This window comes from Clostridium sp. 1001283B150225_161107_B6, from assembly GCF_015556325.1.
Classification (GTDB): domain Bacteria; phylum Bacillota; class Clostridia; order Lachnospirales; family Lachnospiraceae; genus Enterocloster.
The window spans coordinates 111663-127985 of sequence record NZ_JADNMD010000004.1 but is presented as its reverse complement, the minus strand read 5'-3'; the positions used below and the strand labels follow the sequence as shown (position 1 = coordinate 127985).

Below are 16323 nucleotides of genomic sequence, written 5' to 3'. Positions count from 1 at the left end.
CATGGGTGAAAGTGAAAACGGACTTAAAAGACAAATCGGTTTGTTTGGTGCAGTTGCTATCTTAGTGGGTGCTGTAATTGGTTCAGGTATCTTCATGACACCGGGAACCGTGGCTGCATCTGCAAAATCATTCGGACCATTTATGATTGCATGGATACTGGCAGGCGCCAGCGGTATTCTCTGCTCCCTGGTATATGCGGAATTGTCCCCTGCCATGCCGAAGGCAGGAGGACCCTATGTTTATATAACAGAGGCCTTTGGAAAGGGGTTTGGCTTTGTTTACGGGTGGTCCATGACCATCGGAAATTATATTCCTCTGGTTGCCATGCTGGCCACTGGCTTTGCAAGCAACCTTGCAAAATTAATACCCGGAATCACGCCCGTGGGCATTAAAATGGTTGCGTCAGCTGTTATTATTGCACTTATGATACTCAATATACGCGGGACAAAATTGGGTTCAGCCATTGCAAATATTTTTACGGTTGGAAAGCTTCTGGCCCTGCTTCTTGTAATCATAGGAGGTTTTTTCATTATATCACCAGAAAATTTCACCTCTGTGACAACAAGCTCCCAGACAGCGGAATGGAATGGGGTTCTGAGCGCTGCCTTTCCGGCCTTCCTGGCCTTTGGCGGTTATTATCAGCTGGCATATATGAGCGGGGACATTAAAGACCCCAAAAAGACACTTCCCAAAGCAATGATTATCGGCATGGTAATTGTAATTGCCATCAATATCCTGATTTCCGTTGTCTGCGTGGGAACCGTTGGTTTTGCAGAGTTGGCCGGAAGCGAGACGCCGGTTATAGATGCCGGCACCGCAATCTTCGGACCAGTGGGAACCATTATTGTTGCCATTGGCGCCAGTGTTTCGATTTTTGGGGCGCTGAACGGCGGTATTATGAGCTATCCGCGGGTATCGTATTCCATGAGCCAGAATGGGCTGATGTTTAAATCATTTGGCAAACTCCATGACAAATATAATACACCCTACATTCCTACCCTGTTTATCTGTCTGATTGCGCTGGTATTTGTCTGGACCGGTTCATTCGGCACCCTGTTGGGCATTAATGTATTTGCAGGCAGGATTCTGGAATGCATTGTCTGTTTGTCGCTTCTGGTTTTGAGAAAGAAAAAGCCGGACATGTCCCGCCCTCTTAAAATGCCGGGATATCCTGTTACTACCATCCTTGCCATTGTGATTACATTTATTATCTGTATGACATGCTCCGGGCTTCAGATGGTTAAAAGCATCGGGCTGATGGCAACCTCTGTTCCGGCTTATTTCATATTCCGGGCCTTGGATAAAAAGAAGGCTTAAAGACTCATTTACATGATTCCAATGGCCTCCCGCACATTGGACACACCAATCAGACGTATGCCCTCCGCGGGCTTGATTTTATCCGCGCATACCTTTGGAAGCACACAGGCGGTAAAGCCCAGCTTGGCAGCCTCATTTACACGCTGCCCGGCCTGGGACACGGCCCTGACCTCGCCGGACAGGCCCACCTCGCCGAATATAAGCATCTTTGAATCCACGGGCCGGTCCTTGTAGCTGGACATAAGGGCCATGATAATGGCCAGGTCCAGGGCCGGCTCGTTCATCTTCATGCCGCCTGCAATGTTCACATAGGCATCCAGCCGCGACATCTCGTAGCGGCAGCGCTTCTCCAGCACTGCCATCAGCAGGTTCACACGGTTGTAATCCGTACCGGCCGCCGTGCGCCTGGGCATACCGAAATTAGTTTCCGTCACCAGGGCCTGTACCTCTAAAAGGATGGGCCTGGTGCCCTCAAAGGAACAGGATACCACTGCGCCCGAGGCTTCCTCAGGACGGCCGTCCAGCATGTATTCGGACGGATTCTCCACCTCCGCCAGCCCCTGCTCCTGCATCTCAAACACACCTATCTCATTGGTAGAGCCGAACCGGTTCTTCACACTCCGCAGAATCCGGTAGGACGCATTCCTGTCTCCCTCAAAATAGAGCACCGTATCCACCATATGCTCCAATACCCTTGGGCCTGCCACCACGCCCTCCTTGGTCACATGTCCCACCACAAAAATGGCGATTTGGCGGCTCTTTGCAATCTGCATCAGGATTCCCGTGGACTCCCTTACCTGGCTGACGCTTCCGGGAGCCGAGGATATCTCCTCCCTGTACATGGTCTGGATGGAATCAATGACCACAATCCGGGGACTCTCAGTCTCAATCGCCCTCTCAATATGCTCCAGGCTTGTCTCGCACAGGAATTTCAGTTCCCCGGTCACGGGACCGATGCGGTTGGCCCTCATCTTAATCTGTTTCAGGGATTCCTCCCCTGAGATGTACAGGACCCGCTGTCCTGCTCCTGCCAGATGCCTGCACACCTGGAGCAGAAGGGTGGATTTTCCGATGCCGGGGTCTCCGCCCACCAACACCAGGGAACCTGCCACGATTCCGTCCCCCAGCACCCGGTCCAGTTCCCCAAAGCCGGTGGATACACGGTCCTGTTCCTCTATGTCAATCTCCGACAGCAGGGACGGCCTGGCTGCGGGAATCGCGGATTTCTGGCTTCCTGAGGCCAGGCGGCCTAACCCGCCCTGGCTGCCCGCAGACTTTGAAACCGGTTCCTCCACCATGGAATTCCATGCCTTGCAGGCAGGACACTGCCCCATCCATTTAGACGATTCATATCCGCATTCTTTACAGAAAAATGCAGTGGTTCTTGCTTTTGCCATGATAGCCTCCTAGTATTCATGTAGTTAAACATCGGAAAAAAACTGACAGAAAAAGGCTGGAATCGCTTCCAGCCTGTATGATACTTTTGTTTTATGCTCTCTTTACAGCCTTAACCTGAACCGATACCCCTTCTTCCAGTTCCACGCTCACGCTGAGCTTGCCGCTCATGTTGGTCTTCATGCTGCCCACGGCCACACCGTCAACGTAAACCTCGTAATCCGTATCGTTCTCAAGCTGTATGGTAATCTGTGCATCCCTGCTGCCTTCCACCGCGAATTCCACGTCCTCATCCGTAACCTTAAAATGCTCTGCAGCTGTTCCGGGTACAGATTCATAAACAAACATGTCATTGCGCTCCAGTTTGGTAATCTCGTTGTAGGTCTTGACCTTGTACATGTCTCCCTGATATTCGAAATCGGACTTCTTAGCCTTCTGTCCTAACTTGTAATTGCCAAAACTAATGGTGCCATCCTGCTCTGTGCAGATTAACTCTTCAATGACCGGCATCTTCTTATCCTCCTGCTAATTGTGCTTAAGTATAACCTCTTCATAAAAATTATACAACAATTACCGAGAAATAACTAGTGAAAATATTCTTAATTTGTATAAACTGCCGGAGAAGCCCTTAAGCCTTGGGCGCCGCAGTATCCTTCTTCCTGCCGGAAGCGCGGCCGGCGCCGCCCTTGCCCCTGACGGCCTTGCTTTTATCCTCAGAGCCGTCCTTAGCTGCCGCGGGCTTTAAGGCCGCCTTTGCCCTGGTCCTGGCTGCCTTTTCCTTCACGGTGAAGGTAAGCTTTTCCCCGTCAAATCCCACTTCCACCTGGGAGCCGGCTTTGATGCGGCCATCCAGCATCTCCTCCGCCATCCGGTCCTCCACCAGGTTCTGTATGGTCCGTCTCAGAGGTCTTGCCCCGTATTTCTCATCATATCCCTTATCAATCAGGTGCTCCCTGGCGCTGTCCGCAACCTCCAGTCCAATGCCCAGCTGTTCCTTGCAGCGCTTGCCGATGGTGCCCAGCATAATGTCTGCGATTCCCTTGATATGTTCCCTTGTAAGCTGGTGGAACACGATGATTTCGTCAATACGGTTTAAAAACTCCGGCTTGAAGAGCCGTTTCACCTCATCCATGACACGGTCCTTCATAAAGGTATAATCCGCCTTGGCATCGCTCACCATGCCGAATCCCAGGCGCTTGGGGGAAATGATGTTCTCCGCCCCTGCATTGGAGGTCATAATGATGATGGTATTCTTAAAGTCAATCTTGCGCCCCTGGGCATCTGTGATATGACCGTCGTCCAGTACCTGCAGCAGGATGTTGAACACATCCGGATGCGCCTTTTCTATCTCATCAAACAGGATGACGCAGTAGGGATTGCGGCGGACCTTTTCACTGAGCTGCCCTCCCTCATCATATCCCACATATCCTGGCGGCGACCCTATCATTTTGGACACGCTGTGCTTTTCCATGTATTCGGACATATCCACGCGAATCAGGGCGTTCTCCGTACCGAACATGGCCTCTGACAATGCCTTGGACAGCTCTGTCTTTCCCACGCCCGTGGGTCCCAGGAACAGGAAGGAGCCGATGGGGCGCTTGGGGTCCTTAAGGCCCACCCTGCCTCTGCGGATGGCCTTGGAAATGGCGGTAACCGCCTCCTCCTGGCCCACCACTCTCTGGTGCAGGATGCCTTCCAGGTTCCTAAGACGCTCTGATTCCTCCTCAGCCAGCTTCCTGACCGGGATTCTGGTCCAGCCGGATACCACGTCCGCAATCTCGTTGTCACTGACAACCAGCTTTCTGGTTTCCTTGTCCTTCTGCCATTTTTCCATGGTCTGGGTTATCTTTTCCCGTATTTTCTCCTGCTTCTTCTTTATCTCTCCCGCCTTCTCGTAGGCCTCCTTCTTGATGGCCTCCTCCTTGGCTTCCTCCAGGCCGTCAATCTCAGCCTCGTATTCCTTAATTCTGGCCGGCTTTGTGTAGTTTTGAAGGCGTACCTTGGAAGCGGCCTCGTCGATAAGGTCAATGGCCTTATCCGGCAGGAACCTGTCGTTGATATAACGGCTGGACAGCTTTACTGCCGCCTCCAGGGCGCCGTCCGTAATTTCCACCTTGTGATGCTCCTCATAGCGGCTCCTCAGCCCCTTAAGGATGGCCACGGACTCTTCCTCTGTGGGTTCATCCACGGTCACCGGCTGGAAACGGCGTTCCAGGGCAGAATCCTTTTCAATATATTTGCGGTATTCATTGATGGTGGTGGCTCCAATCAGCTGTATCTCACCTCTGGCCAGGGATGGCTTTAATATATTGGACGCATCCAGGGCGCCCTCCGCACCGCCTGCACCGATGATGGTGTGTATCTCGTCAATAAACAGCAGCACATCGCCGGATTGCACCACCTCGGCAATCACCTTCTTGATGCGCTCCTCAAACTCACCCCTGTATTTGGAGCCTGCCACCATGCCGGACAAATCCAGGGTCACCACTCTTTTATCCGCAATGGTTTCAGGCACATTGCCGGATGCAATCATCTGGGCCAGCCCCTCTACCACCGCTGTTTTGCCCACGCCGGGTTCACCAATCAGACATGGGTTATTCTTGGTGCGCCGGCTCAGAATCTGTATCACACGCTGAATCTCCTGCTCCCTTCCTATGACAGGGTCCAGTTTCCCCGCGGATGCCAGCTGGGTCAGGTTCCTGCTGTAGCTGTCCAGGGTAGGCGTTGCATTGCCCCGTTTCCCTGCCCTGGCTCCCTGCAGGTCATCCTTTGCAGCAGGGGCGTCCTCACCCATGGCTGCCAGCAGGTCGATGTATAGCTTCTGTATATTGACTCCAATGGTGTTGAGAAGACGGCTGGCCACACAATCCCCTTCCCTCAGCATAGCAATCAGGATGTGCTCTGTTCCTATCTGGGCAGCCTTAAAACGTACCGCCTCCCTGTAGCTGTTCTCTATGACCCTGCGGGCCCTGGGGGTATATGCTGTCCTGTCTGCGGTCTGTACCGTTGGATTGGGTGCAATGAGCTGGCTGACCAGTTCAATGACGCGGTCCTCCTCCACCCCGTTTTCCTCCAGTACCTTGGCCGCCACTCCGGTCCCTTCCTGCAGCAGGCCGATGAGCAGATGCTCCGTGCCCACGTATCCATGGTTCAGAGTCTCCGCCACGCCCACTGCCAGCCCAAGCGCTTCCTGGGCCTGTGGTGTATATCGTTCCATCATAATGTCATGTCCTCCTTGCAAGTGTGTTAAATCCGGCCCTGCCCGCGGCAGGGCTAGATTATCTCAGGCAGGTTCTGCCTTATATAAGCTGCCCTCACAGCGTCCATCTCATCCTTATCCAGCGGCCGTTTGGACCACAGATTTAAGTTGGCCGGCTTAATTCCTATAATCAGGCTGTAAAGGGAGTATTCTTCCTTAAACTTTAACAGGCCGTCCTCTTCCCCTGCCATGAGCTGGGAAATGAATATCCTGGCATCCTTCTCCGATATCTTCCTGGCATACTTAAGAACGCCGTAGGACTTATAAGCCTCGTCCTCCCGCTCCAGGCGCTGGGTATTAAGGGTCGCGCTCCTGACCCGCATTTCCTGGTTGTTGAGCTGGGCCGCTGCCTTTGTCACCAATTCCACGATTTCCTTCTCGGACTGTCCCAGGGTACGCTGGTTGGACACCTCGTAGAGGCTTCCGTAGTTGTCGCTTCCTTCTCCGTACAGGCCGCGGATTGCAGTGCCGAACCGGCTCATGTCGGCCACAATGCTCTGGAACTTGCGCACCTGGGACAAGGTGGGCAGGTGAAGCACCGCGCAGGCCCGCAGGCCCGTTCCCACATTGGTGGGGAAGGAGGTCAGGTAACCGTACTTTTCGTCAAATGCATATGAAAACCTCTCATTGACATAATCATCCAGCACATCCGCCTTCTGCCACAGTTCATCCAGCTTAAGGCCGGGGGCCAGCATCTGCATACGGATGTGGTCATCCCCGCCCAGTACAACACTTCCCGACTCATCGGCCGACAGCAGCAGGCCCGACGGCTCCTTCCGGCTGACACAGGCCATGTTGAGAATCCGGCGCTCCCTGAGGGCCATCTTCTCCAGTTCCTGCATCTGGTCCAGCTGGCTGTAGCTCAGCTCCCGGCCATCCGGGTCCTTAAGGTCCTTAAGTCCCTCCCTGAGACGTTCCACCATCTCACCGCACTGGGCCGCGGTCATTCTGGATGGGAACACATATTCATCCCAGTTGCGCGCCAGGCGGATGCGGCTGTATATCACATTGGAATTCCTGCTGTCTATTTCCTCAAACCATTTACTCATGGATTCCAGCCTCCTTTTTCAGTTCCTTAATCTGGTCCCGGTAACTGGCCGCCAGTTCATATTCCTCCTGACGCACTGCTTCCTTTAACTTGGTATCCAGTTCCTTAATCTGTTTTCTCGCCACGGCGGTCTGTGAATCCTGGGAACCGGCTTCTTCCGGGCTGACTGCATTCTCCTCTGCGCCTGTTCCTGCTCCTGCGGCTGCCTCCGGATGTTCTTTTTCAAATGTGCTTCTGTACTTGGGATGCTTGCCCTTATGGCTCTCGCTTCCCTGAAGCTGCTTCATCTTATCATTGATAAACAAATCAAACACGCCGTAACAGTCAGCGCATCCAAACCGGCTGTTCTCCACAAAGTCATCGAAGCTGGTGCCGCAGGTAGGGCAGACCACGCTTCCCCTCACATCGGTTTCCTCCTCGTCGTCCTCCAGACCCAGAAGGCCGGAGAGAAGCTTTCCCAATGGGAACTCCCCATCCAGGAGGGCGGAGTACTGGCCGAAATCCATCTCCTTCGCACAGTGGGAGCAAAGGTTATGTTCCGTCTTCACGCCATTGATTATCTCAGTGTATTTTATCGTGGCTTCCCGGATTTTACATCTTTCACATAACATACGAATCCTCCATTATTATACAAAACCGCACCCGGACATTGCGGACAGCGGTTCTCTGTTTTCAGGCACTTCCTAACCTTCCCCAGTCTCCTGGCCGTCTTCCGTCCCCATACACCCGCGGGTGTATTTATCATAAATCTCATCCACCAGATGATGGATTTCGTCCCGGCTGATATCCTTGCAGATGCCCCAGGCCAACACCACATCCAGGTTCCCCCGCATATCGTCAATGGCCTGAATCTTATCCACATCCAGGCTGACCACAGCGCCCTTGCGCCGGTCCAGCTTCACAAAGCCTTCCTGGCGCAGCACAGAGTATGCCTTATTAACTGTATGCATGTTAATGCCGATATAATCAGCCATTTGACGGACAGAGGGCAATGTATCCCCCTCCCGTATCATATCCGTGGCAATCCCCATGATTATCTGGTTGCGCAGCTGTATATAGATTGCTTCATCACTGTTGAAATCAATCTTCAAGAACATAAAACCACCATCTTTCGTTTTGAGTAACAAGGAAAGTTATATTTGTTCTACAAGCAATATAACACTTGTTATTATTATCATAGCAAGGGAATAGGATTTCGTCAAGCGGAAATAACCGCCTAAAAGAGCGATACGGCTGACATCACCGTATCGCTCCTCTGGTTAATCTTATAAATTGTCTCTTCTGCCTCAAAAAGGCCATCTTTGCAAAAGCACTGGAAAAATATCAGAAAAACTCCTGTCCTGAAACCACTGAAGAAACCGCCTTCAGCGCCCTGTCAACATAATTCCTGCGCATCTTAAGCTGCTCTTCCATAGGCAGGTCAATGTCGCTGCACGGGTTGTTAATGGCTATTCCCGGAATGACCCTCGGGCTTCCTATGCTCTTTGCCACAGCCGTCATATTGGTGATAAGGGCAGTGGGGATACCGGCCTTCTCAATTTCATTTACCATGGTTGCACCGCAACGCGTACAGCTGCCTCATGTGGCCACCAGGATTGCGGCCTGGATGCCGTCCATCTTAAGCTGCTCCACGATTTCACGCCCCATCTTCCTGGCTTCCTTCAAAATCGTGAGGTTTCCGGTTGTCACATAGTAATAATCATCCAGTTTACCGATTTTCCCTTCCTTTTCCGCTGCCTTTAAGGCTGCAAGGGGAACCAGCACCTCCGGGTCTTCGTTTACATTATTTGTGCTGAATCCGCCGTGGACGCTGTAAAACTCATTTTTCTTAAACGCATCCAGCCCTGTTATATCATACCGTTTCCAGACAGATGCCGAACCGGAGGGAATCCTGTCAGGATTGCCTATAGGCACAAGGCTTCCCGTGGTAATAACTGCAATTTTTGCCTTCCCCGCGTCCACGGGAGCCGCCGGAACCACCGCATCCTCCTGCTCGATGGGAAACTCTGTCTTATAAGGCTGTCCCTTTAATTTGGACAGCATCATCCTTACCGCCCTGTCGGCAGGCGCCTCCTCACATTTGACGCTGACCCTTACGCCGCGGGGATAATAACCTTCGGCGTCAGCCCAGAGGATTTCTTCCCCGGCCAGGACCTTGGCCGCCAGGCCTGCCATGGCCGATGCATCCTGTCTCATTTTTACTGCGCTTTTGCTGCCGCGCATGATATAGACATCCGGCGTTTTTGCATAGGCGGCCACGCCCGGATTTTCCTCATTCATACTGGTAATTGCGGTCACATGGTACTTTTCCGTGACGTACCTGCAGATTTCGCCGCAGCTCATGCCATAGCGCCCTGACTGGAACGCCGGACCGGCCAGGAACAGGTCAAATTCAACTCCCTCCAGAAGCTTATCAATGATTCCGATTGCCTCATCCCTGCGGCTGGTCATGAAGTTATCGCCGCATATAATGGTATGGGTTATTTCTGCATCCTTTAAACCTGCCAGAATCACGCTGCCCGGTCCCACCGGTCCCTCCTGGATGGAGGGCGCATAGTCAGCCTTGTCTTCGCCTCCTATGCCGCCGAAAAACTGGTTTATATACATGACAATTCGTTTCACAGTCCATTCCTCCTATTAATATTCTTTTACGGCCCGCTTCAGCCACGCTGCCGGATTGCCGCCGCATGCCAGCGCATATGTATTGATGATGACGGAATGGTCCGGTCTCAGGCTGGGCCCCAGGGTGGTATGGGTAGACCAGGCGCCATAGTAATAATCCCTGACCAGGGATTCATCATCGCCTATGACCTTATCCATGGGCGGAAGCTCAATGATGGTAGAGGTTTCCCCCACAGACACGATTGCATCGGCTTTTGAATCCGTATATACCTTCCCGATATGCTCATCCATAATGCCCACTGTTTTAATTCCCTTGTCTTCCAGACGGCTTAACAGGTAAAAGGTGTCCACATCTACATTGCTTCCTCCTCCCCACTCATGCACAAAGGCGCCATCCAGTTTCAGAAGCTCTGCTATCTCAGCCGTACTGATGGAATTGCGGAGCTTCATGCTGTCCGACACATCGGCAGGGGACAGAATGACTCCCGCAAAATCAATGGTCTTTCCATGTTCCTGGTAGAGCCGTTTAATCATGGGCAGATTCTGGCAGTCATATGTGGTAAGCGCCTGCCCTGCCAGTCCCATGCCTCCCAGCAGGAATCCGTCCAGAATCTCCTGGGGATGGACCAGCAGGGGCATCATGTTATTGCAGTCCTGGCCAAGGAACAAATCATTGATTCCTTTTGCCAGCTGGCTGATTACGGTCATCACATACCCCACCCTGGGAAGCTGTCTTTCTCCGGCCTGCCGTTCTCCTTCCTCCCAGTCATAACACTCCCACTGTTCCGGCTCCCTGCCGGCCAGTGTCTTCCCCAGATATTCCGCCATATAATGGGCGGATATGCGGAATTCATCCTCCTCCCTCAGGGTATAATCCAGGTCCTTTTCATTGGTCCTTTCCGCACAAATCACAAGGTTGGTGGTGGTGGAATGATAGCTGTATTCCGCCCCTGGTCCGCTCATGTCCAGAATGCCGTCTCCCATGCTGCTGTAATGACCGCTGACCAGCACGGCGATTCCCTTCATGGCATAAAGCTGCCCTTCCCCACAGCGCGTGACAGGTCCTGTATACCCCGGAAACAGAGTCCTGCCATCCGGCCTGAACCTTGGCTCCACCGCTGCCTTGACCGGGCAGATTCTCACACTGTCTCCGGGATGGACGATATGCAGTTCAATGTTCTTAAGCTTTCCCTGGGGATTGATAACCTCCTTTGCCTCATCCCGGTTCACAGTCAGGACCCCGTCTTCAAAGGCTGTTTTACCGCCGAAGACAATATCCCTGATATGAAAATTTCCGATTTCCAGTTTTTTCACAATTTTACACCTCTCTTATCTCAGCTTCATTGATTATTTGTTGCCGGCGGCAATGGCCGCCTGTATTTTATCCTTACTGCACCCCGGTTCAAAGAACACGTCCAGATGTTCCTTCTCCATTTCCGGCGTACAAAAGGACACCATAACCATCAGCAGGAAGGATACTGCGGTGCCCGGAACAAAGGAATGCACCACACTGGTAAGACCTGCAAAATACCAGATGATGGAGATGGCTGACCCCCCGATAATACCTGCCATGCATCCCTGCCTTGTGGCCCTCTTCCAGTAAAGCCCCAGGACCAGCGGAGCTGTAAAGGCCGCTCCCATGACGCCTGCTGACATGGTTGACAATGACCAGATAAAATCCGGCGGATAAATGGCTCCGATTACCACCACCACAAGAATAATGCCTGTGGCAGCCCTGGATATCCTGACCGATTTCCCGGAATCCTGTTTTGCATGGCTCCTGATGCAGTAGTAATCTTCGTATATGTCCTTTGTCACTGCGCCGGAGGATGTCAGTACCAGGGCAACCGTGGTGGAAAGTCCGGCTGCCAGTATCCCACAGAGGAATATTCCGGATACAACCGCATTGGTATGCTCCGCCACCAGGGTGGGTACAATGGCGTCCACATTGTCAAAGGGCACTGCCCCAAAAAGCTTGAACGCCGCTGCGCCAATCATGGCAATGGAAACCATGAACACGATTTCCCATATAACTGCAACCCTCATTACAGTTCCAACGGTTCTGGAATCCTTAAGTCCCATGAACTTTGTCACAAGCTGGGGCTGTCCAAAGGCAATCAGCGCCCATACCCCTGCCCAGCTGAACAGCTGTGCAAATGTCAGGCCGGAAGACGGGCGGATGTGGGAGGGCGACACGGAACCCATGTATGTGACTGCCTCCGTCACCCCGCCGCTTTTTGTGATAACAATGACTGCAACCAGCAGACAGGATACTGCAATCGTGATTCCCTGGATGATATCCGTGGTGGAAACACCCCAGTAACCGGCAGTTACCAGGTAGCAGAATGACACCAGGGCGATAACCACCACGCCCATGACGTACGGAATCCCTACAATGGCATGCATGGCATCGGCAATGCCTTTCATGGCCGAGATTGCATAGGGAACCATCATGACCGATACAAGGGTTCCGCACAACAGCCTGAAACCATTGGACTTGTACCGGATAGCCAGAAAACCGGAGAGCGATACAACATTCAACCGTTCTGAAAGCGCCCGCATCTTTGGGGCAAATACAATGAAAATAAGAATGCAGCAGAAAAAAACGCTGACCATAATTTCAAATGCTGCATATCCAAGTCCGTAATTGTAATACATGGGCGGGTCCCCGATGATGGCAACCGTACTGACATAGGCCGCCCCATAGGAAAGCGCGGTTGCCACAGGCCCCACCTGTCTTCCCCCAATCCAGAAATCATCTGATGATTTTACTTTCCGGCTCATATAAAGACCAACGCAAATCAATATCCCCATATACACGACGGCCATAATAATCTGAACCCAACCTATTTGCATGAAATCCTCCTCTCAACCAAAACAATATCCTGTGCCTTTTTCTGTCATTCCTCCTCGTCATCTGTCTGATTAAATGACCAGTAGTAATCCGACTTCTTCTTCCACCATTTAGAGTGGAGAATCAATTCCGTTATGAGCGGGCATCCGATTACAGCTGATGCAAACATCAGAAATGTCCCCCAAGGCAGTCCCAACGGTCCCATAGTCTTCCTCCTTTCCATGTAAATAAAAAATATCTATAGACAAATTGTGTTATCGAATTTATCTATAGATATTTTACAATGATTATTATTTTATATATATGGAAAAAAACACATTAAAACAGCGCCAAAAAAGGCTTTTTTACATTCGCTTTCACATCCACTTCAGGAAGTCATTTGAATTATATATGGGCATCTGTTCGAGGATAACCAACGACACGTATAGCTTGACATAGGCATACAAATCATTGACGTCCACATGGAAAGATTCCTTTAATTTTTCAATCTTCTGGTAGACCGTATTCTTATGCATGTAAAGCGCCTCTGCTGTTCTCTTCACACTTCCGCCGGAATAGATATAAATACGCAGAAAATTCATGTAATCGCTTCCATACTTCTTATCATACTCAAAAATCTTATAAACGCTGGGATGGCACAGGCTTTCCATGGTAAATTCCCCGCAGTTCACGCTGGTGTTCACAAGATAAGTCACAATACTGTCTGCAAATGCATAATAGTGTATTCCGTTCAGGGTGTTGAGCAATACCTTGACTGCCTCCGCCGCCTGCTTATATCCAATGGAAAGATTCACGATATTAAAAAAGCCGTAACTCAGCCCCGCATAAAAATTGCGTTCTGCCAGAAACTCCTCGATTCCCAGATGGGTCCTGGAATCATACTCCTCTGCGCAGGTTCCTGTCAAAAGGCATACATAATAATTATCATGACTGAACACCCTGGCATTTAGCTTCTGGGACAATTCCTCTGCATCATCGGCCTTCGTCTTTCCCAGGCTCACATCAATCAGCAGCACATAATATTTTTCTTTCTCCACCCATCCCGCCTTTAGCAGCTCATTCTGCATCAGTTCCGGCTGGGAGGGAATCTCATGGACCATACTCTCCAACAGCTCGTCCAGCCGTGAAATTGGCTGTACAATGCCGTTGTTGGTAAATGTATAGCACTGGAGGATATTGCAGATTTTCTTCAGAAAAACCGGGTCCGCCACACGGTCGAACCTGGTATCCCTCCCCGCCAGCACGCAATACCGCTTTTTCCCTCTTGGATTGGTATATTGTACAATCATCAGCGGATAAGGAATTTCTTCGGTAATCTCCTGATAACATATATTCAGGTTCTGCCCTTTTTTAGCCACGGTCTTAAAGTCAATCCTGGAAACCCACCAAAACTCCTCTTCCCTCTCAAATCCATTCCAGACAAGGGGCTTATAATCCTCCCGCAGCAGGATGCACGGATTATCCATGACTCCTGAAATCATATCTGTTTCCGATGAGCGGAATGCATTTAACTTATCCTGCATCCTGATGAGCAGGGACTCCTTGCGGTTATAATCCAGCAGTATCTTCTGCAAAGTCTCATACAGCTCATTTCCCCCTGCAATGACGCACATATTATTAGGCGGGTGAGGATGTGTCAGGGACGGCTGGACATACAACATCCCCTCCATATATGGATAGGAACCATTCTGAACCTGTACCCCGTATACCTGCCCCTCTGCCGGTCCGGCATATTTGTACTGATTTTTGCCGGCATCCAGCACTTCCAATAGAATTCTGATATCCATTAGCACCTCTCCTGTCCGTGACCCGCGTGTTCTTTTATAGTAATGTTATACAATATGGAACGCCGTGTCAAGCCAGGGGCCGTGAATCCGGAGGCCGTACCCAGCGGACATAAAACCATAAAATCATTGGCAGAAACCAATATCCAGCACATCGTCAAAACTGATTTTGGTATTTACCACCTGGAGGACCCGGCTGCTGATATTGAACCGGGCAACCATCCCGGTAACCTTCAGGTATTCATCCTTGTGAAAATACACCACACTGATTATCATTCCGGGCTCAATCTGCTGCATCTTCCGGTTCAACTCTTCAGCCATATCCTCTGTCAGTATGATTTTCGGCACCACTACCCGCTCTTTTACCGCCAGGGCCTCCGGCAGCCCCTTCAGGGCTGCAAATGGAAGGAATTGCTTTGCCCGGTCCTGGGCGGACATCTTTGCCCTTGGCCTACCTGCCATCTCTGTTTCCTCCGGTTCTGTTTTCTCTGCCTTTATACTCCCTGCCTCCGCCGTTCTTGTCTCCGCTGTTCTTGCCTCCGCTGTTCCTGTCTCCGCTGTTCTTGTCTCCGCCGTTTTTGTCCCTGCCGTTTTTGTCCCTGCCGCTATTGTAAATACCGCTTTTATGCCCGCCAATCTGCTGGTTCCGTTCCTGCATGGTGGAGGCGTCCTGCAGGTTCATCCCTTTAAGGATAGCATTTTTCCCAAACTTTTTCTTTATATCCAGCATAGCTGACTGCAGTTTACGGTTTCGTTCCAGTTCCCAGGCATCGGTAAACATGCTGTACTGCCTGTACTCCTCCTCAATCACGTGGTTTACTGAAATGTTAATGCGGTGTATGGGCAGGCCGGGATTGGCAATGCGTTCAAACAGGGCAGACACTGCCGGAACCAGGATGATATCCGCATTTGTCTCTGCATCCAGAGAAGCTGTCCCTCTGGACGGCTCGGCTGCCGTTTTCCCGGAATACCCCACCTGTAAGGTCACGGAATTGGAGACAAGGTTCTTTTCCACCATCTCCAGACACAGTAAATCCATCATTTCCTTCACAATCAGCTTCGCATCCTCAAAGCTGTAATCGCATCCCAGCACCTGCCCGCTGGTAAGGCAATTTGTTTTGGCCTTATATGACTTAATGGCAGCAATGGTGGCAGTCTCCCTTCCCCATGCATGGTCAATCAGAAGTTCTGCATCTACCCCAAACAGCTTGTACAAAAAGTCTTCATCCATTTCTGCAATGTCTCCCATGGTGTGAATCCCATACTTCTCCAGTCTGGCCGCAGTTCCTTTCCCAATTCGCCAGAAATCCGTCAGCGGCTTATGGTTCCAGAGTGTCCTCCGGAAGGTTTCCTCGTCCAGCTCCCCGATAAAGTCCGGCGAATGCTTTGCCGTGATGTCCAGGGCAATTTTGGCCAGATAGAGATTGGTGCCAATACCGCAGGTAGCCCGGATTCCATATTCCCGCAGAATATCAGCCATCATAATCTGGCCCAGTTCCCTGGCCGTCTTATGGTAAAGGGGCAGATAATTGGTCACATCCATGAAACACTCGTCAATGGAATAGACATGGATATCTTCCTTGGAAATATATTTCAGATAAATACCGTAAATCCCAGCCGCATAATCAATATACAGCTGCATGCGGGGCGGGGCCATGATGTAATCCACACTCTTCGGAATCTCAAAGACACGGCAGCGGTTGCGGATTCCCAGCTCCTTCATGGCCGGGGAGATGGACAGGCAGATGGTCTTCTCCGTCCGTTCCGGGTCCGCCACCACCAGCCTGGCTGTCATGGAATCCAGCCCCCGTTTTGCACACTCCACAGATGCATAAAAGGATTTTAAATCTATCACAATGTAGGTCCGCTGCTCCACTGTCATGCCTCCCTTCCTGCCGGATAACCCTGCTTGCCTTTCTTCTCCACTTTCTTATTAGTATCTGTCATTGTATGCTATTCCCATTTATGAATCTATTATACTGCAGCTGTTTACAAACCGCAATATGCAAACCGAACATTTGTTCTGATTTCCGCCGTTTATAT

The 16323-nt window shown here is 51.2% G+C and carries 14 protein-coding genes; 1 reads left to right on the top strand and 13 read right to left on the bottom strand.

The genetic code is table 11. The annotated features are described in order from the left end of the window. Window position 1: 1 nt before the first annotated feature. A complete protein-coding gene (locus I2H39_RS11920; RefSeq protein ID WP_138308589.1) occupies window positions 2–1318 on the top strand; it encodes an amino acid permease in 1317 nt (438 codons plus the stop codon). An 8-nt stretch (window positions 1319–1326) separates the two neighbouring features. On the opposite strand, the gene radA is transcribed toward I2H39_RS11920, so the two are convergent. The 13 genes from radA to I2H39_RS11855 all read right to left on the bottom strand — a co-directional run bounded on the left by radA (window position 1327) and on the right by I2H39_RS11855 (window position 16162). Beyond that, window positions 1327–2715: a DNA repair protein RadA gene (gene radA, locus I2H39_RS11915; RefSeq protein ID WP_195626544.1), complete on the bottom strand. Its 1389-nt coding sequence runs from the start codon at window positions 2713–2715 to the stop codon at window positions 1327–1329. A gap of 91 nt (window positions 2716–2806) precedes the next feature. Continuing rightward, on the bottom strand, window positions 2807–3223 hold the full coding sequence (locus tag I2H39_RS11910; protein ID WP_138308594.1) for an endosialidase: 417 nt from the start codon (window positions 3221–3223) through the stop codon (window positions 2807–2809). A gap of 118 nt (window positions 3224–3341) precedes the next feature. Beyond that, on the bottom strand, window positions 3342–5933 hold the full coding sequence (locus I2H39_RS11905; RefSeq protein ID WP_195626543.1) for an ATP-dependent Clp protease ATP-binding subunit: 2592 nt from the start codon (window positions 5931–5933) through the stop codon (window positions 3342–3344). A gap of 53 nt (window positions 5934–5986) precedes the next feature. Then, window positions 5987–7021: an ATP--guanido phosphotransferase gene (locus tag I2H39_RS11900; protein WP_195626542.1), complete on the bottom strand. Its 1035-nt coding sequence runs from the start codon at window positions 7019–7021 to the stop codon at window positions 5987–5989. Beyond that, window positions 7014–7631, bottom strand: coding sequence for a UvrB/UvrC motif-containing protein (locus I2H39_RS11895; RefSeq protein WP_195626541.1), 618 nt, complete (start codon window positions 7629–7631; stop codon window positions 7014–7016). Before I2H39_RS11895 ends, I2H39_RS11900 begins: the two co-directional genes overlap by 8 nt. Window positions 7632–7703: 72 nt before the next feature. After that, complete coding sequence (locus I2H39_RS11890; RefSeq protein WP_138308605.1) at window positions 7704–8117, bottom strand: GntR family transcriptional regulator; 414 nt, start codon at window positions 8115–8117, stop codon at window positions 7704–7706. 226 nt (window positions 8118–8343) lie between these two features. Next, window positions 8344–9627 carry a glycine/betaine/sarcosine/D-proline family reductase selenoprotein B gene (locus I2H39_RS11885; protein WP_207746811.1) on the bottom strand — a complete coding sequence of 428 codons (1284 nt, stop codon included), beginning with the start codon at window positions 9625–9627 and terminating at the stop codon, window positions 8344–8346. Window positions 9628–9657: 30 nt separating this feature from the next. Continuing rightward, window positions 9658–10956 (bottom strand): glycine/sarcosine/betaine reductase component B subunit, encoded by a 1299-nt coding sequence (locus I2H39_RS11880; protein WP_138308608.1) that lies wholly within the window; start codon window positions 10954–10956, stop codon window positions 9658–9660. 33 nt (window positions 10957–10989) lie between these two features. Continuing rightward, window positions 10990–12498 (bottom strand): sodium/proline symporter, encoded by a 1509-nt coding sequence (locus I2H39_RS11875; RefSeq protein ID WP_138308610.1) that lies wholly within the window; start codon window positions 12496–12498, stop codon window positions 10990–10992. A gap of 44 nt (window positions 12499–12542) precedes the next feature. Continuing rightward, entirely contained in the window at window positions 12543–12701 is a 159-nt protein-coding gene (locus I2H39_RS11870; protein ID WP_171042617.1) for a hypothetical protein, read from the bottom strand. Window positions 12702–12852: 151 nt separating this feature from the next. Further along, window positions 12853–14283, bottom strand: a complete 1431-nt coding sequence (locus I2H39_RS11865; RefSeq protein ID WP_195626539.1) for a PucR family transcriptional regulator — start codon at window positions 14281–14283, stop codon at window positions 12853–12855. A gap of 123 nt (window positions 14284–14406) precedes the next feature. Then, window positions 14407–14742 (bottom strand): YolD-like family protein, encoded by a 336-nt coding sequence (locus tag I2H39_RS11860; RefSeq protein WP_195626538.1) that lies wholly within the window; start codon window positions 14740–14742, stop codon window positions 14407–14409. After that, window positions 14732–16162, bottom strand: coding sequence for a DNA repair protein (locus I2H39_RS11855; RefSeq protein WP_195626537.1), 1431 nt, complete (start codon window positions 16160–16162; stop codon window positions 14732–14734). The genes I2H39_RS11860 and I2H39_RS11855 overlap by 11 nt, the downstream gene beginning before the upstream one ends. Window positions 16163–16323 lie beyond the last annotated feature (161 nt).